A 17,184-nucleotide genomic window follows, 5' to 3' on the forward strand; every position below is an offset into this window, starting at 1 on the left:
TTCTAAGGGGTGCACTTCATTCCTCTGGTCTACGATATTATGTGGGTTTTGCTTGGAGATTATCATCACTGTGTTTTTCTGAATTATTTGACGATAGGCCCCGTAAGCCCTTCCGCCCAATCCAATATAAACGCTGCCTGACCGGGATTGAGTGTTTGCGGGAGGTTGTCCCGTGTAAAAAACGTATGTTCAGAGCTCTCCGGGCCTTCCTGCACCAGCTCTCCATGATACGAGGTGACACGAAAGATGATTTGCACGCTGAATATCTTGTCGCCGTTCGGGTATTCCCTGCAACCCGATGGGCCGGAGTATATTCCAAACAGCTCTGGCGCCTCAATGATCAGATTGGTTTCTTCTTCTACTTCACGAAATAGTGTTTCTATGAAGGTTTCGCCGATCTCCATCAGCCCGCCAGGTAGACACCAGTTATTTTGGTCTTTGCGCCTTTGCAGCAAAATACGTCCCAGCTCGTCCTCGATGATAGCTCCACAGCCCACAGTTATCAGACGCTCTTGCCCGATCAGACGGCGCATGGTCTGTATATAATCATTCATCTGGAAAAATCACCCTTTCTATCCTTGGATTATACAAAAAGAAAACCTGTTTGACCATCCGGCCAACAGGCTTGTGTTTTATCCCATATGCTTTTTGTACATCCATAGCTGACCGCTCTTGATGACACGAGCCATCTGACCGACCAGAGACATTTTTCCCATGCTGGCAAAGCCTTCCTTTTTGCCGAGGGAACCGAGGAAGCCTTTGTGCTTGAGAGCAGGCAATGAAGCTGGATACTCCTCACCTTTGATGTCTTTTTTCAACATCAAGGCAACTTGATCGCCTTGGATCTCAGCTGTTTGTGCGCTCGGCGCGATGATGGTGCTTGCACAGTCACCTACCACATACACGTTCGTATGGGATGGGATTTGATGATACTGATTTAATTTGGCGCGTCCGATGTTGTCTGTTTCGATCGGCAGAGAGCGCACGATTTTGTTCGCTTGAATACCTGCTGTCCATACGATAACATCACTTTCAACAGGCTGGTTGTGGTTGTACACGATCCCATGCTCGATGCCAGTGACATTCGCCATGGAAACAAGCTGTACATCGTGTTCAATGAACCATTGAGATGCGTATTCCTGAAGCTTTTTCGGGAATGGGCTCAAAATGCTTTGACCGCGGTCGATGATGCGTACATTCAGGTCGGGACGGCTCTCGCGCAGCTCAGCAGCCATTTCCACCCCGGAAAGACCACCGCCCACAACGCTAACCGTGCCGTATGGGTTCACATTATTGATTGCCATGTATGTGTTGCGGGTAGCTCCCATGGATTGAATCGAACACGTAAATTGTTCAGCACCAGGGATATCATGGTAACGATCCTCACAACCCAATCCGATTACAATCCAATCGTAGGAGAGGGTGTCCCCGTTAGCAAAATTGACGACCTGCTCGTCCAATTCCACACCAGCAATTTCACCGTATTTGACGGTCAGGCGTGGATCGTTTGGAAAATTAACACGCAGGTGAGATTCCGGTGTAGTACCTGCCGCCAGAGCGTAATACTCTGTTTTCAAGCCATGAAACGGCATACGGTCTACGAGGGTTATAAACACGTCATCTGGTAAATCAGGGGACAGGACTCGCTCAATAATACGAAGACCCCCGTATCCTCCTCCAAGGATCACAAGTCGTTTCATAGAAGGTCTAGTCCTTTCTTCTGTCCGTTTTTTACAGCACCCACTCTATTTTTAGTCTCTTTCACTAAAAATGCAAGCAGAATCTTTTTCCCGTTTTCTCCGCTGGATTTTTATCAAAGTCGAGGTACAATAAAGTACGTGATGATGTCGAAATAATCGGTAGGTGACAATAGATGAAACCACTTGTAGAATTTTGCGCGAGCAATGTTTCCTCCTATACGCAATCCGTCGTGGATGCATTGGAAAATGATCCTGATCTGGACGTGGACGTACTCGAGTACGGGTGTCTGGGGTATTGCGGTGAATGCTACATGGAGCCATTCGCGCTCGTAAACGGCACATTGGTACAAGCCCCAACAGCCGATGAATTACTGGTGAAAATCAAGAATAAATTACGGGAGGAAGAAGAGCTGCTGGATGCAGATTTCCCTCTGTAGGTTGTTCTCTTAGGATGTTCATTGGGGAGCATGATCAACCGTGCACGTATCAAAATAGTAAAGCTGATGCCCAAGTGATTTGGAGCATCAGCTTTTTTTTGGATTAATGTTCTTTAATCACGTTGTAGAAGGTATCGCGTTCCAACGCGCGTTTTCCTGCGCCTTTGATCAACCAAACCAACTCATCTACAGTCAGAGCTTGCTGGGTGAGTGCACCAGCTGAGTGGCTGATGCGCTCCTCGATCAAGGTTCCGTGAGCATCGGAAATTCCCATTTGCAGAGAGAGCTGTGTGAGCTGGGTACCGATGTTGATGAAGTATGCTTTGACATGCTGGAAGTTATCGAGCATCAGACGGCTAATCGCCATTGTTTTCAAGTCATCAATGGCAGAGTTGCGGCGTTTGATGCCAGCTGTTGCTTTGATCGGTTGAACAGCCAATGGAATGAACACCATGAAGCCGTTTGTGTCATCTTGGAGCTCCCGCAGGCGGAGCATGTGAATCACGCGCTCTTCCAATGTCTCGATGGAGCCGTACAGCATGGTGGTATGTGTTTTCAAGCCCAACTCATGAGCCGTGCGGTGTACTTGCAGATACATGTCTGTACTTGCTTTTTCCGGGCTCATTTTCATACGATAGCGCTCAGTCAAAATTTCAGCGCCACCACCAGTAAGGCTTTGAAGACCAGCTTTCATCAGCTCTTGCAATACCTCGCGGATGGATAAACCGGAAATGCGGGAGAAGAACTCAATCTCTGCACCTGTATACGATTTAATCGTCACATCCGGGTACGCCTTTCTCAAGGTACGAATGGTGTCGAGGTAGTATTCAAATGGCTTGTGCTGGTTATGTCCGCCAACGATATGGAATTCACGGATACCCGGATGGAAGCGTGTTTCTACATAATGAAGCAACTCTTCCATGCTCATTGTGTAGGCACCCTCATCTCCTTCATCGCGGCGGAAGCCACAGAATCTGCAATGAGCTTCACATACGTTCGTTGGGTTGATGTACAGGTTCTGCAAAAAGTAAACCTTATCCTGATTCTTGCGATAGTTAACAACGTTCGCCAATTGTCCAATCGTCAAAAGATCGTTGGAATTAAAAAGGGTGACACCGTCTTCCAAGGTAAGTCTTTCGCCATGCATAACTTTTTCTGCGATTCCGGCGAGAGATTTGTCTTGTATGGCAATCGTTTCAAGCGCCATTCCAAACACTTCCTTTCAAAGTCAATGGTTCTTAGATGAAAGAGCTTTAATCCAGTCGTACCCAATCGATATTCGTTCCATGGGAGTGGAAAGGCTCTATAGGAATAGAGTAAATCTCGGGCAACAAGAGCACCTATATTATAAACCTCTTGGTAAGTACGAACAATATCATAAGTTCTCCAACTCTCTTGCAGGAAGTTACGTATGTAAAAATATAATAATTACCGTCGTATTTTTGGTATATTTTCGGAAATAAAGTAATTTTTGTTTGCGAAATTCTAGCTGTTCTTGTAAAATATAGTAAGAAATCCTGATCTATTACTAGGAGGAGCTTCAAATGCGGGACGTTTTGCTCGAGAAAATCGAACTCCTTCGACAGCGTATGGTACATATGGGGTTAGAGTTTGGGTTAGATCATCCAGATGTCCTAGAATACAGTATACAAATTGATCAACTACACAACGAACTGAACCAGATCGATCATAGTCTGTCTAAGGCAGGGAACCGGAAGAAAGCTTATAGATTTTATCTAATGGAAAATAATGCACATTTTGCATAGGAGGGGGAGACCCTTCTTTTTTATTTTGAAAAGAATGAACGCGTAAAGTGCAGGGGAACCTTGTGGGAAGAAGCGTTTCTTAGTAAACTGAATATACTGGTTGTAACAAGTGCAGGAATAATGAGCCTGTGAAGGAGGGAAAGAAGCATGATTACATTGACAGAGCGCGCCAGTCTGAAAGTAAAAGAAATGCTGGCAGCAGAAGGTAAGCCCGATGTGTTTTTACGGGTAGGTGTCAGAACTGGTGGTTGCAGCGGCTTTACCTACGGGATGGGCTGGGACGAAGAGATAAAAGAAGGCGACGAGACCTTCGAGCAAAACGGTGTGAAAATTGTTGTCGATAAGGACAGCTACCCATACATTAAAGGTACAGAGATTGATTTCAAGGAATCGATGATGGGCGGAGGCTTCTCCATCGAGAATCCGAATGCAGTCGCTTCTTGTGGGTGTGGATCTTCATTTAAGACGGCACTCGCTGAAGGTAAAGCGGAGAAATGTGACGACTAATTGGCGGCATATCAACGTTTTTTGGTTCCGGTGATCTGACCGGAGCCTAGTCGGTAGCCTAACCGGAATTTTTCGGGAAGCCTGCCGTGGGTTGAGGATTGCACCCGAATATCTGCGGATTATCAATCGCGCGAATGTACAATAACAACCCCGAAATGTACGTTTTAGGGTTGTAGATAACGGCCTTCTTAACGGTGGATTGCGTAAAATTACCGTTGAGGAGGCTTTTTCTTATGGTGTTGAAGAAGCGCGCAAAACGTACACCAATCGGAAGGCGGCAGGCGGACACTGGGTATCCGCGACTGACATTTGATCAAGCTTTTGATCTAGTAGTTTCCGCTAAATGTGCGGAGGGAGTACGAGAGCGGACTTTGACGGGCTACAGCAATCATTGGAAGCAGTTCACAAAGTGGTTACGCGATAACTACGATGTGGAGTACGTTGACGAGCTTACGTCGGATCACTTCCGCGACCACGTAAACTACATGCGGTATGACGCGAAGAGATACGATGGGCACAAGTTTATCACGTCAGAGCAGCGGATCGGCCTTTCGGATACGACGGTAAATATACGGCTTCGTACGTTAAAGGCCGTGTTCAACCATCTATCGCGTGAAGAGTTGATCGAGGTAAATCCGATTACGAACGTAAAATTGATTCGCCAGGACGTCGATTTAACAAATTGCTTTACGGATGATGAAGTGAAGGCTCTACTGGAGCAACCGGATAGGCGCGATTTTGTAGGTTTCCGCGATTTTGTTGGAATGACGTGTCTTTTGGATTCCGGAATGAGGGCGTCAGAGTTGCTCGGTCTTCGAATTCCGGACATTGATTTTCAAACGCGATTCATAACAATCCCCGGCGAACGTTCAAAAAATCGAAAGCCGCGCCACATCCCTATCTCCGCTCATACTTCGAAACTACTACTACAGCTCATCAGTGAGAATCGCGAACACTTTACGACCGATCGTTTGTTTTTATCTTGTTACGGCGAGCCACTATCACCGAATCACTTTAATAAACGGTTGAAGTATTACGGAGAGAGGGCGGGGATAAGCGCCAAGAAAATGACGAGCCATGTGTGGCGTCATACGTGGGCAAAGGGAATGGTGCTTAACGGCGCTGATCCGTTCACGATTCAGAAGATGGGAGGTTGGGCCGATATCCGAACCATGAGACGGTACGTCCAAATGGATACGGAAGACATACGCAACAGTCACGACGCGTACAGTCCGGTAAATCGCTTCATAAGGAAACGTTAGCCATTCCGGCTGGCGTTTTTTTTGCCTGAAAGTGCGCGAAAACGAACGCTATTAACGATAAGCACACGTAAGCACCGCGAGTTTATTGCGCGAGTCTACTTGGTTATCCTGATATTTATTTGGGAGGTAATCACGTATGAGTAAGCGGATGGTGAAAGGTAGGAGCACGACTTCGGTACAAGCATCAAGAAATTATACGCTGGACGAGGCGTTCCAACTGTTTGTCAAGGTAAAGGAGGCAGAAGGGAAGAGAAAAAGAACGCTCCACGATTATCGCAAACACTGGGGGTATTTTCGCAAATGGCTTGAGGAGAGTCACCCACAAATCGAATACATAAGGCAGGTAACATCACCAATTGCTCGCGATTATCACTTGTACATGGCGAGCGATCGGTCGAAGTACCAGGGCGTTAGTGAGCGGTACTTGCCAGGAGTTAAGCTGGCACCTGCGACAGTTGCGATAAGACTACGCACATTCCGGGCGATGTTTCGATTCTGGAAAAAAGAGGGGGTCATTACTGAAGACCCGACGACAAACCTTAAGCCGGCGAAGGAAGACGAGGAAGAGATCGTAGTATTTTCCGAGGAACAGTTAATGAAGATGATGTCAGCGGCTAATAAGAAAAGTTACAAGGGGTACAGGGATTGGGCCCTCATGATGACACTCGCGGATACCGGGCTTAGAATTCAAGAGGCGATGGCCTTGTCAGTTGATATGCTCGATTTTCCCAACAAAATGATTAGATTGCCCGCTTCTCTGAATAAAAATAGAAAAGCACGAGTTGTCCCTTTTTCAGAAGAGGTATCGAAGGCTCTTAATGAATTGATCGAGGAAACTGGGCTGCATTTTGAAACTAAGAATGTTTTTGTTGATGTATACGGTAAGCCGCTAACATCTGATGCAGTTCGAAAGATATTTCGAAGATACGCAGAAAAGGCGGGATTACTCGGAAAGGTAAAGTTTAGCCCGCACATATTTCGGCATTACTTTTGCACGCAATACCTGCTAAATGGAGGAGACATCGCGACTTTGCAACGCATCGTAGGTCATGCGAACATATCAACCACGCGTAAATATCTCCAAGTAGATTTCGAACACATCCGATCTCAACACGATAAATATTCGCCGATTACCCGCTTACTGAGCGATAAGAACAATTCAAAATAGATAAGCCCAGCGTTACTTTAGTCCGGTACAGTACGTAAGCATACGCTAGCCTTTCTGACCGCGATAACCTGCGCTACTATCGCAATTAAACGTAACAAAGCGAACGAGCACGACCGCACATTTCCGTACAAAATCCGCCATTACATCCGCTGCACGCTCCCGGCACGGACGCCCTCCGAAATCTCAGGGGTCACGCTGCATAAACGGTGCATAAACGGATGGGAAATAAAAACGGTCGAATCGCGCGAACCCGTGTCATTATCACGTTTGTATAAACGGTGCATAAACGATAATTATCCACACCACGCAGGAACCGCGCCGTTATAACGTTTGTGAAAACGAGCTGAGTCCGAGGAGAGATCTTCCGTAAACTGGGAATGGATATCAATTGCATAACGGAACGATTACGGTTTGACCCCCAAGGCGGTATGCCGAAACCCCGCGGTCAGACCGTTACACCTCGCGCGAATCAAATTTTACCTCGGGGTCCGTGAAGAGACGGTGGTTCACCGTGAACCAGTGATATTATGGTATAATTTGGGTAAAAATCGGAGGGTCGACGCAATGAAACGTTCATTGTACATACTCACTGTAGTCGCTATACTGACGGGATGTGGTCCGGAATTCAAAGATACAAATGGGACTATGCCGAATGAATTAAAGGCATCTGTAGAGCAAGAACACAATACGTCCGCTGTGAAGTCCGAATCGTCTACGCCGGAATCTGATTTGTCCTCAATCACGATAAGTGAAATCGCAGGCAAACCGGAAGCAGACGTAACCGCGCTACTCGGCAAGCCTACCGCGACAGAAACCGGAGAGTGGACGTCACTCTCAACGGAAGAGAAGACGCCATTCGTTCGTCACACGTACAAAGCGGATACAGGCGAGATAAGCGTCATGTTCATCGAAGGAGTCGCGGCCAGGATCGAAGTACGCCCGTCTGAGGCATTCAAGTATCCAGATGACGCGATTAAGGCGATGCGTGCGGTTGGGTTAACTGTAGAGGACGGGGTGGCTCCAGAAAGGGAGAATCCGCTGTATCTCGACTTCGGTCGCGTGGACGACTTCTATAACGTTCGTGTGGTAAAGGACGTCGAGGGAAATCCGGAGAATGTCGGTTACGTGAAGATTGTAACGGAAAGCAGGTTCAAATAGTAAGGCTGTTTTCTAAAATATTGTTGTTAAGCATGTAATTGTATAACACTTACTTTATTTGGTAAAATTAGTGCAACAATAGTTACTAAGGGAGAGAAAACAATGGAATTATATAGATTCGATAAAGAGATTGGCAAGAGAATTACAAAATTCAATTCCGACTTTATTATGTCTCGGATTATTCAAACTGAAAAGATTGCTCATATTGGGTGTATGCATTTAGAAGCGAATGGTATTATAGGCTATCACCAAGCTGTTGTGCCTCAACTACTCCTTATTATGGTTGGTGAAGGGTATGTTAGAGGCGAAAAAAATGAATATTTTAAAGTTGAAGCTGGAGATGCTGTTTTTTGGGAGAAAGATGAATGGCACGAAACAAAAACGACAATTGGATTAATTGCAATTGTAATTGAGAGTGAAGAACTAACCCCTTCATCTTTTATGACTTTTAAAGAGGCATCATCAGTCAAGCCGTTTTAAATGACCGAATCGGAGTGAAATTAGGTTTTTGACACGATGCCAATAGAAAAAAGGCCGTTCCCTAACGCGAGGGAGCGGCCTTATTCTTAGTCTGGTATATGCTCAAAGAGATCAGCAGGCGTCAAAAATCCGCGTATCAAAAACTAACTTTGACTTAGCGGGGTGTTAGCGTTTGTTTTACGTAATCTCTTCATGTATTTACGTTGGGCATGCGTTAAGTATCGCTTATATCGTTAACACGCGTCATCTAGCGTTAGTTATAGTTGCACATATTTTTATATCGGCTAAAACTAACAAAAGAATCAGACTGTTATTTCGATGATTTCTACTGTAATTTTAAAGCATAGCAAAATTACGTAAGGGATGAAATTACTTGATTAATCATGAAGAAGATCAGCATAGATATACGCTTGATGACGTTTTTGAATTGCTTAAAAGGGTGGAAAATGATTATGTAAGGAGAGAGCAGGATCGAATAGAATTACTCGATGACCTATTCGACATTTTCTATCGCGCTAAAATTGCGGAGGGAATAGCGGAGAGAACATTAGAAACATATCGTGAAAACTACCGCTTTTTCTGCGGATACTTAAAAAGCAATGATTTTGAGTTGAAGTTGAAAAGCGTGACGCCGTCAGTGATAAGAAATTATATTACTTGGATGCTGAAATCAAAACGTAAATGGAATGGTCATTCGCATAAGCCAGAAAAGTATCAGACAGAGGGTCTTTCACCGGTAACTGTTAATATGCGTCTAAAGGGACTCAGAACCATGTTCCGGTTTTTACATGCTGAAAAACTAATTAATTCTAACCCCTTCGCTAATATAAAAAATGTTAAGGAGACGGAAGGGGATATAAATATACTGTCAGTAAATCAACTTAAGAAACTTATTCGAGCCCCAGACCGCACTACATATAGTGGCTACAGAGATTTCTCCATGCTAATTCTCCAAATTGATACTTTTTGCAGAGTTGGTGAAATTGTTTCGCTCAAGAAGAAAGACATCGATTTCGAACGGGGGATAATACGCCTCAGATCAACGATGACCAAATCGCGGCGATCAAGAGTATTGCCAATATCTGAATACACAATGAGATTATTGAGAAAGTTGATAGACTACACGAGCAAAAAATCAAATTCTGAGTACGTCTTTCTAACTGTATACGGAGAAAAAATGAGTGCAAATCATTTTCGAAGTCGACTAAAGAAGTACGCCGAAGCAGCGGGACTAGATATGCGTATCTATCCTTATCTTCTTCGCCACACCGGAGCAACTATGTTTTTGGAAGCGAATCATAATACGCGGTTACTCCAATTACTACTCGGTCACGTCGATCCGCGCCAAGTTCTTAGGTATACACATCTGTCGAGTACCTATATAAAAAGCGAGCATGAGAAACATTCGCCGCTTAATCAGGTGGTGAAATTAGAAAATCGGGAAAACTATAAATAAGAGAGGGTTGTAACGAGGAAATGATATAAGTAACAAACGCCCACTAATCGGAGAAATTCCGGTCGGTGGGCGTTTTTCTATCCTTTATCGGTTGATTTAAGTTCGATTAATTCAGTAATGTCCGTTATCCCCATTACTTCTGCAATCTTTGCGATGTGCTCTTTATTGATAACCGTCCGTGAGCCGCGAACGATCTCACTTATCGTACTGGGGCGGAGCCCTGTTTTCTCCGCTAGATCAGCCTGTGTCCATCCTCTAGCGCGTAATTGTTCATCTACCTTAACGATAAGTACAAAGCCCACCGGTACCCCTCCGCAAACTATTTATATCTGTATTGTAAATTATCCGAAAAAATAACGCAATAACAGTATTGACGAATTCAAAATAACGTTATACCATATATTAAAATACAATATAACGTTATTCAAAAAGGATGATATAAAATGAGAATGAAAGCCGGAACGTACCACCGCCTCTCACTTCGGACGAGACTGCGTTGGATGCTCGCAGTAATCGCGGAGCAGGAACGAAAAGGGATGTGCCGACCATGAACGCCACTGAACGTGCTTTGATTGAATTGATCCGGAACGACTCCGAGATAGTCAACACTACGATCGGATGGAGGCCGGGATTATGACACCGATCACGCTACGATTTTACGACGACGAGGTGGAGGATTACTTTACTGCGTCAGGGTGGCTTATCGATGACAAGCATTGCTTTTACGTAGCCAGCGAGGACTATCTGCCAAATCGAATACTCTACTGGTGCCGCGTTAAGAAGGCGGGAGATTATTACGAGTCAGACCTGCGCGAGCGACCGCTATTCGAGGGGCCGGAGATTACCGAGCATATAGTACAAGCCTTCGTAGATAAACTCGCAAGCATCAGCGGACTCGACATGATGCGCGAGTACCTCAACTATTCGATATACGGTCATTACTTCAAATACCACGAGATGCTGCCGGAACAGTTCCGGAGCCAAATCCAAGGAGGAATTTAATCATGAAGAATGTGAAGATTTTGGTGTCCTACGATGATACAAATGAATCAATTGTCGCGGATATCTTCGATGGGATACTAATCTCCGACCGATACGCAATTACCTACGATAAAATGTCACTTGCGTTCGCAACGGTATCACCGGTTTATGGACACAAGGGGGTTTACTCTACGGACGCGGAGCTATTCGAGATAGAGGTCGGAGATGATTTTGATATATCGTCTCTTTACCACTTCGGACTTACGGAATTTCTAATGTGCATTGCAGAGCATAACGTGATCGCCAAAGACATGAACGTATAATTACCGCATGCCCGACGATCTTGTGCGGGATAGGCAGCCGCATAAGGGAGGGACTACGTAATCATCCGGTAACTGCGCCAACAGAACGGAAATTGATAGCGTAGATGAACGCAAGCGCCGCGCCAACGGCGTTTATTTTTTTGTTCGGAAAGTGTGCGCGACGATTTGGCGTACGAATAACAGAGTAGAGGGCAGGTGATCCGCCATGTGAACGGAAGCAAGCGGTCGGATGTCGGACGAGCCAACGGAAAATAAAACGATATGGGAGAGATGTTGAATGGAAAACAAAACACGATACCTTGAAGTTGGATTTGTTTGCTATTGTGGCTGCGGTGAAGTTGAGGAGCTTGATGTCATGATCATCTTTGAGGATGACAATAGGTCACTAATTGAAATCCAAGAAGAAATAGGAGTTGAAGACTTTCGAGTATTTCGAGAACTAACAGACCCGATGGAGATAATTGAGGCATTAACAGAAAGTCACATTGATATGACTATTAGACTTATGGAAGAAAGTAAGGATTATGAATAAAAACCACGCCGTTAAGCTGGCGGGCTCGCGGCGTGTTCCCACGGTAAATAAACGATTGTACTACGATATGGACGGAGGGTGAACGAATGCAAGCACGCGATCCACGTTACCAGAAGCTTATCGAGCCAGCGCGGATGGCATTGGCGCAGAAACATCGATCGCTATCGGAGGGGGGCGGCGGATTTACGCCGATTCCCCACGCCATCTACCGTGAAATAATGCCGGAGCTTACCGCGAAGTATGACGGTGCGACCGCTCGGGACGCGTTGACGATCTACATGTACCTCCAGGCGCATGCTCACGGTAAAGAGACGAACGACTTCTATATGTGGGCGTACCCGACCGTTGAGCAGATTCGGAGAGATACCGGGATTCACGGCGACCGGATCAGACCGCTAGTTTCCGTGTTGGAGACGGAAGGGCTCGTCGTGACCGCGCTGGTACCTTGGATGGGAAATGTGAAGAAACTCTACCTGCCGCTATACTACCCAAAAACGGAAGAGTCCCATATACGGGATGGCACGGATTCCTAAGAACGGGAACTAACAGAATCCCGCCTATAGGAAAGTAATAATAACGAATTAACAAGAACGAAAGAACAAGAACGATAAAAAGATATCGCATCAATCAGTCACTACGTTCCTTCTATCGCGAGGTCAGTCATATATGAACTAACACATATCTTATCGCGCAAAGAAAAGACCAATTAAAAACGAAAGAGCCGCCGTCCCGAAAACGGGAATCGCTCGATAAGGAGGTCGTTGTTTGCAGAAGCAGTCGATTCAACACGCAGGACTCACGGCCATCGCCCGCCGGGGCTTCCCGAATCACAAGCGTGCACACTATCGCAAACACGCGGAAACGCCGCTCGCCTCTCGTAACGGACTGACTCGCGAAATTACCGACGAGCTCATTTCCGAAGAGTGGGCGCAATTGGACCATACGAAAGTGGAAGACAAGCCGCTACTCGCGGTCGGCACGTCTGCCCATACGCTAATCAACGGGCGCCCACCCGTGCCAGCGCTACTCGAGCATCTGGCGGACTACATACTTGCGGAGGATCATTCGCGCGGCCTCAAAAAGACAAGGGTGCCAGACGAGTACGCGGTGGAGGATCGGCCATTCATCGGGTCAGGTGCGGCGGACTTCGTATTGCTCCGTTATTACGGTCGTCTCCGGATTGGGCCGCGCAACCGTCACCGGATTAAGCGCTGCGAAGTCTGCGAATGGTTTTTTCTCGACCGGAGTCGGAACAATCGCGCCAAGATATGCGGCGGCACGTGTCTGGCGTATAAGGACAAGATTCGTCAGCGGGTGGGGCGGACGGGCGACGAGCGGTTAAAGAAGGATCAGGAGCGACATACGTTAGAGTATCCGTTCTATAGTCCAGTGGAGCTGCGCGAGATACCGTTTTATTCGGAAACTCCGACAAAGGATTCGCGGATGGGACGAAATGAGACGCGAGGTAGCGATGATTACGCAAAAGACAACGCGGGAGATATGGACAAGCGGTTTCGGAACGGGAGACGCGCTCCAAAGTGGGTTCCGGAATCGGAATACGAGGGTAAACGGTACAATCCGAAAGGTAATCCGAGATGGAGAGACGCGGAGGAACCGGGCGAAGTCGTGACGTACAACATGCGGGAGGTATCGGCGGAGTGGATGGAGGCGCGCAAATGGCAAAACTATCGGAATCATCGCCACAGTCTGGACAACCGTGTTATATAGTGGGAAGGGCTACAAAGGGTTATTTATTTTGCCCTTGTAGTTGAGTATGCAGTAGGAAGTTGACTAAAAGGGAGTGAGTGAAGTGGTCAAAGTTGATAGTGAGCTAGTGATTCGGTTGCGTGCAGTAGAAGGGCTAACCCAGGACGAGTTCGGTAGACGGATCAAAGTAACAGGTGGAATGATCAGTGAGATTGAGCGTGGAATGAAACAAGTTAGCAGGAAGTTAGCAATCCGGATCGTGGCCGAGTTCGGACTTACGCCCGAAAGCGCGCAGAAACTTCGTGAATTGCCAGCCTAATTATTTTTTGATCATTAAATGATAAAAGGTTGTAATTATCCAATTTAATTTTATGTCAAATGAGGTGAAAAAGTCAAGAGATGACTAATAGCCTTTGGCGCATTAGTCCCGACCATCTCGCAGCTTATACCGAGGACATCGGAATCATGGCACGAATCCGGCGCTATTACCCTGATGTAGAGCCGACGGCGCGCTACTATCGTGACGGTGAACGGATCGCGTTGCAGTATCGCGTGCCCAACCGGAGGAAGCGGTCGATGCGGCGGATACTCGGTGTGGATGTAGACCGCGAATAGCCGAAAACTTGTACGCAATTAGGCGATTTTGGCGGTTATAAGGCGCGGGGATATCGTAACCTTCCCGTCTATCGGACGCCATCAAAAAGCAAGCTGAAATAGGGCGAAATCGTCGTTTTGCGTACCAAATACACACATAAAAAGGAGAAATGTTAGTGAAAACTTGGAACCAACCTGATCCGTTTCCGTGGATCGCGTCAACCGGATTCACTTCGCCTCGCCACGAACCAAAGTCGCTGTCAGCCATCGGAAACCGCTGCGGAAAGATGCATTGGTACAACGATGCAAAAGGCTTCGGATTTACTGAATGTAACGTGTTCGTTCACTCGCGCAACGTAGTCAGCGGAGAGCTCCGGTCAGGCGCGAAGATCAAATTCGACGTAGCGGAAGGTACGAAGGGACCGCAGGCCACGAATGTCCAGGTGCTCCGATGAGGCAGGCGCGCGCATTATTAGCGGAAGCGCAACGCCTACAGACGCTTGTTAGCGATGACGAACGATTACGCAACGAGTTCCCACGTATATCCCGACCGATTGCCGACACCTTCCGCGACTACGAAGATCATTTCCGCTATCAATGGCACCAAGATAACGGACGCGGACGCCTGTTATACGCTCGCTACCTTTCTATCGCGCAGGATTTACGCATATCAACGACAATCCTACGTGGTGCAGTCCGGTACAAGAACGCGGGGTCAATCGAGGTCAAGCGCGCAGAAATACGCCAGGCGGTCCGTAAGTTGGCAGGGCTTATTCGCGATGGAGTGCGGGACGAGCCGGACGAGGTTGAACATATGGGAGCAATTGAAGCGTTGATATAGCGCCAAAGCTGGAGACGGCAGAGGCGTTTATAATCATTAAAAAACGGAGGAGAATATTTATGCCAAAAACAATCCAACAAGTTCGAGAGCACATTGAAAAGGCTCGTATCGTCGAGTCAATGACAAGCACAGAAGCATTAGAGCGCAAAAGAAAATTTCAAGATGATATGGCCGAGATTTCGAGGAACCGCGACTTATCAGACATTGGGAGAGAGAATGCTGTGAGTAAACTCAAGCTTCAACACGGAGTTGAGTTTTTACAAGACGCCTACCAATTAAAACAGATTTATATGGCAGAGTTGAGAAAAGCAAGGGAAGGAGCTGACGCGATCGTTTATGCGAAGCCAAGGAAACCCGATCCAGTTAAATTGGAGAGATTTGAGGACGAGCTAAAAGCATTAAAGACAACTCTGATGCTCACTGGCCGTGCAGATGACGCAAAGCGAAAAGTAGAGGAGTTCGTAACAAAGTATGTGAAATCACCAGACGATCGATACCTTGCGTTAAAGGTACGTGAAGACTTTGCGCAGATTGCAGCACCGATCCTTGAAACGGCAGGGGTTGACAAGGCGAAAGTAAGAGTGCAACTTAGCGAAATCTTTGAAGGATTGGAGCAACGAACACTAAGTGAAGAGGTACAAGAAGCAGTACAAATTATCGGGCTCGCGGACTCAATGATTGAACGTAACTCCCTTTTTCCGAGCCTCGTAACCGAAAGTATGACCACTACACTTGGGAGAGAGTATGCTGGATTCTTAAATACACCAGAAGTATTTTTCGAAGACAAAGAGGCTTTGAAGCCAGAGGATTACGTTCACCCCGAAGATACGCCGCAGGCTAAAGCCGCGAGAGCATTGGAAGAGAGACGCGAGCAAGAAAACCGTGAGTTTGCGGAAAGATGGCGCAGCTTGAATCAAAGAATAGAGGAATTCAGACGAGGGGGAGAATAATGAGAGTTTTTACAACAAATAAAACAACAGTGATTGATAATGATGCGACCGTAGTGGATTTAGCCGCTGGTTTCGATCTTGCGACCGTATCAGTTAGCAACGAGAGGCTACACTCGGACAATCTATCAGTAATGTACGGTAAAGCGTTGAAGACGAAGAAGCCAGAGGACGCGGCAAGGTACGTGAAGATGAAGCAACGCTATCTCGACCACTGTCGTAATCGCGATGAATTAGGAAATAGATACGAATGACGCAGAGCGCTGCCCTAAAAGGGTGGCGCTTTTATTTCTTATACAGGAGGGGATTAGATGGCATGGATGCCTGCAGGTAGTCCGACAATCGAAGAGTTAGAGGCAAGTATTGCGGAACTCGACGCGGAGCTTGGAGACTATGAGCCGATAGAGGACTTCGTTGAGTGCGATCTCGGACCAGCACTATATGAGGAACTGCGTCCTTTCTTCAAGCCCGCTACTTAGTACGCACAGATCATTGCAGCCGGTCAGCTTGTACCGGTAGATATAACACAGTTCAAGAAGTACCAGAAGGCGGCAAAGCTACTCGCAAGATGCAAAGATTTCGACCTAAACCTAGTGGGATCATTCGCGAGTGGCTTCATTCATTGCATGGAAAGAATCAACGAAGAGTCTGACCTGACGTCTGAACTGCAACACATTTATTTTTGTCTGGAGTTTATGTTGGACCACCCATATCTAAGGTCAGAAGCAAGGCCAGTAACCCCCGAAGAGGGAGCACGAATCGAGGCGGCGTGGGAGCGATATCTCGAACTTGAGGAGGAGAGAAATGGACGACCTTAAGGCACGTTTAGAGCAGCTACGAGAACGTACGAGAAATGCACGGAAGGAACGGGGACTGCTGGACGATCCGCCAGAGCCATTTATCGAACTGCCTTTATCGTATGTCCTTTTGGATGAGTTGGAGAAATTTTATAAGATCACGGCTCAGTATGCAGCCGTTCTTGTTAGTGGCGGTATGGTTCCGGTTGATACGTCTAAATTCGAACAGTATGCGGAGGTTGCGGGCTTACTCCGTGGCTCTAAGTCGCGCAGCTTAAGTTCAATAGGATCTAGTACCCTTCACATTATCACAACAATGGAACGACTAAATACGGGCAACTGCGACGATTTATCGTTGGAAATCCGCGTATTAAATCTTCGACTTAGAAGTTACCACAGGAAAAACTTCGAGGATAAGTCGTGTCTTGATGGTGCTAAACAGCTCAAAGACGATCGCGTGGCGCTCGATCATGCGCTGAAAGAAGCGCGCGAGCATTACGAAACCATAAAACATTTGTACTAAGGAGT

The 17,184-nt window shown here is 46.6% G+C and carries 24 protein-coding genes; 20 read left to right on the top strand and 4 right to left on the bottom strand.

Translation table 11 applies throughout. The features are described 5' to 3' along the window. Positions 1 to 83: 83 nt before the first annotated feature. Complete coding sequence (locus C7R92_RS27290) at positions 84 to 554, bottom strand: NUDIX hydrolase (protein ID WP_106836310.1); 471 nt, start codon at positions 552 to 554, stop codon at positions 84 to 86. Between the two features lie 78 nt (positions 555 to 632). Next, the gene (locus tag C7R92_RS27295) at positions 633 to 1,700 is read right to left on the bottom strand and encodes an NAD(P)/FAD-dependent oxidoreductase (RefSeq protein WP_106836311.1); all 1,068 of its coding nucleotides are present in this window, start codon (positions 1,698 to 1,700) and stop codon (positions 633 to 635) included. Between the two features lie 173 nt (positions 1,701 to 1,873). On the opposite strand from C7R92_RS27295, the gene C7R92_RS27300 reads away from it, so the two are divergent. Continuing rightward, on the top strand, positions 1,874 to 2,137 hold the full coding sequence (locus tag C7R92_RS27300) for a DUF1450 domain-containing protein (protein ID WP_047072975.1): 264 nt from the start codon (positions 1,874 to 1,876) through the stop codon (positions 2,135 to 2,137). 103 nt (positions 2,138 to 2,240) lie between these two features. Here the strand turns inward: C7R92_RS27300 and mqnE are convergent, their stop codons facing one another. Beyond that, on the bottom strand, positions 2,241 to 3,344 hold the full coding sequence (gene mqnE, locus C7R92_RS27305) for an aminofutalosine synthase MqnE (protein ID WP_106836312.1): 1,104 nt from the start codon (positions 3,342 to 3,344) through the stop codon (positions 2,241 to 2,243). A gap of 337 nt (positions 3,345 to 3,681) precedes the next feature. Between mqnE and C7R92_RS27310 the strand changes: the two genes are divergently transcribed. The 7 genes from C7R92_RS27310 (at position 3,682) to C7R92_RS27340 (ending at position 9,934) form a co-directional block, all read left to right on the top strand. Continuing rightward, on the top strand, positions 3,682 to 3,903 hold the full coding sequence (locus tag C7R92_RS27310; protein WP_106836313.1) for an aspartyl-phosphate phosphatase Spo0E family protein: 222 nt from the start codon (positions 3,682 to 3,684) through the stop codon (positions 3,901 to 3,903). A 147-nt stretch (positions 3,904 to 4,050) separates the two neighbouring features. After that, entirely contained in the window at positions 4,051 to 4,410 is a 360-nt protein-coding gene (gene erpA, locus C7R92_RS27315; protein WP_017251346.1) for an iron-sulfur cluster insertion protein ErpA, read from the top strand. Positions 4,411 to 4,643: 233 nt separating this feature from the next. Continuing rightward, positions 4,644 to 5,672, top strand: a complete 1,029-nt coding sequence (locus C7R92_RS27320; RefSeq protein WP_106836314.1) for a tyrosine-type recombinase/integrase — start codon at positions 4,644 to 4,646, stop codon at positions 5,670 to 5,672. 136 nt (positions 5,673 to 5,808) lie between these two features. Next, entirely contained in the window at positions 5,809 to 6,840 is a 1,032-nt protein-coding gene (locus tag C7R92_RS27325) for a tyrosine-type recombinase/integrase (RefSeq protein WP_106836315.1), read from the top strand. Between the two features lie 564 nt (positions 6,841 to 7,404). Beyond that, entirely contained in the window at positions 7,405 to 7,998 is a 594-nt protein-coding gene (locus C7R92_RS27330; protein ID WP_106836316.1) for a hypothetical protein, read from the top strand. Positions 7,999 to 8,100: 102 nt separating this feature from the next. Then, positions 8,101 to 8,478 (top strand): cupin domain-containing protein, encoded by a 378-nt coding sequence (locus C7R92_RS27335; protein ID WP_106836317.1) that lies wholly within the window; start codon positions 8,101 to 8,103, stop codon positions 8,476 to 8,478. 373 nt (positions 8,479 to 8,851) lie between these two features. Further along, entirely contained in the window at positions 8,852 to 9,934 is a 1,083-nt protein-coding gene (locus C7R92_RS27340; protein ID WP_244195843.1) for a tyrosine-type recombinase/integrase, read from the top strand. A 77-nt stretch (positions 9,935 to 10,011) separates the two neighbouring features. On the opposite strand, the gene C7R92_RS27345 is transcribed toward C7R92_RS27340, so the two are convergent. Next, positions 10,012 to 10,236: a helix-turn-helix domain-containing protein gene (locus C7R92_RS27345; RefSeq protein WP_106836318.1), complete on the bottom strand. Its 225-nt coding sequence runs from the start codon at positions 10,234 to 10,236 to the stop codon at positions 10,012 to 10,014. A gap of 331 nt (positions 10,237 to 10,567) precedes the next feature. Here C7R92_RS27345 and C7R92_RS27350 point away from each other — a divergent pair, with 331 nt between their 5' ends. The 12 genes from C7R92_RS27350 to C7R92_RS27405 all read left to right on the top strand — a co-directional run bounded on the left by C7R92_RS27350 (position 10,568) and on the right by C7R92_RS27405 (position 17,179). Further along, positions 10,568 to 10,936 carry a hypothetical protein gene (locus C7R92_RS27350; RefSeq protein WP_106836319.1) on the top strand — a complete coding sequence of 123 codons (369 nt, stop codon included), beginning with the start codon at positions 10,568 to 10,570 and terminating at the stop codon, positions 10,934 to 10,936. A 2-nt stretch (positions 10,937 to 10,938) separates the two neighbouring features. Next, positions 10,939 to 11,238 carry a hypothetical protein gene (locus C7R92_RS27355; protein WP_106836320.1) on the top strand — a complete coding sequence of 100 codons (300 nt, stop codon included), beginning with the start codon at positions 10,939 to 10,941 and terminating at the stop codon, positions 11,236 to 11,238. A gap of 277 nt (positions 11,239 to 11,515) precedes the next feature. Continuing rightward, complete coding sequence (locus C7R92_RS27360; protein WP_106836321.1) at positions 11,516 to 11,770, top strand: hypothetical protein; 255 nt, start codon at positions 11,516 to 11,518, stop codon at positions 11,768 to 11,770. Between the two features lie 86 nt (positions 11,771 to 11,856). After that, positions 11,857 to 12,303 carry a hypothetical protein gene (locus C7R92_RS27365; protein WP_106836322.1) on the top strand — a complete coding sequence of 149 codons (447 nt, stop codon included), beginning with the start codon at positions 11,857 to 11,859 and terminating at the stop codon, positions 12,301 to 12,303. A gap of 232 nt (positions 12,304 to 12,535) precedes the next feature. Then, a complete protein-coding gene (locus C7R92_RS27370; RefSeq protein WP_106836323.1) occupies positions 12,536 to 13,498 on the top strand; it encodes a CGNR zinc finger domain-containing protein in 963 nt (320 codons plus the stop codon). Positions 13,499 to 13,580: 82 nt separating this feature from the next. Beyond that, entirely contained in the window at positions 13,581 to 13,796 is a 216-nt protein-coding gene (locus C7R92_RS27375; protein WP_158265773.1) for a helix-turn-helix transcriptional regulator, read from the top strand. A 562-nt stretch (positions 13,797 to 14,358) separates the two neighbouring features. Further along, entirely contained in the window at positions 14,359 to 14,526 is a 168-nt protein-coding gene (locus C7R92_RS31925; RefSeq protein WP_146147637.1) for a cold-shock protein, read from the top strand. After that, entirely contained in the window at positions 14,523 to 14,912 is a 390-nt protein-coding gene (locus C7R92_RS27390; RefSeq protein ID WP_106836327.1) for a hypothetical protein, read from the top strand. Before C7R92_RS31925 ends, C7R92_RS27390 begins: the two co-directional genes overlap by 4 nt. Positions 14,913 to 14,971: 59 nt before the next feature. After that, positions 14,972 to 15,862, top strand: a complete 891-nt coding sequence (locus C7R92_RS27395) for a hypothetical protein (protein WP_106836328.1) — start codon at positions 14,972 to 14,974, stop codon at positions 15,860 to 15,862. Then, the gene (locus C7R92_RS27400) at positions 15,862 to 16,113 is read left to right on the top strand and encodes a hypothetical protein (RefSeq protein ID WP_106836329.1); all 252 of its coding nucleotides are present in this window, start codon (positions 15,862 to 15,864) and stop codon (positions 16,111 to 16,113) included. The genes C7R92_RS27395 and C7R92_RS27400 overlap by 1 nt, the downstream gene beginning before the upstream one ends. A gap of 57 nt (positions 16,114 to 16,170) precedes the next feature. Then, on the top strand, positions 16,171 to 16,338 hold the full coding sequence (locus C7R92_RS32120) for a hypothetical protein (protein WP_158265774.1): 168 nt from the start codon (positions 16,171 to 16,173) through the stop codon (positions 16,336 to 16,338). 325 nt (positions 16,339 to 16,663) lie between these two features. After that, a complete protein-coding gene (locus C7R92_RS27405; protein WP_106836330.1) occupies positions 16,664 to 17,179 on the top strand; it encodes a hypothetical protein in 516 nt (171 codons plus the stop codon). The last annotated feature ends 5 nt before the right edge of the window (positions 17,180 to 17,184 follow it).

This window comes from Brevibacillus porteri, assembly GCF_003013475.1.
Lineage (GTDB): Bacteria > Bacillota > Bacilli > Brevibacillales > Brevibacillaceae > Brevibacillus > Brevibacillus porteri.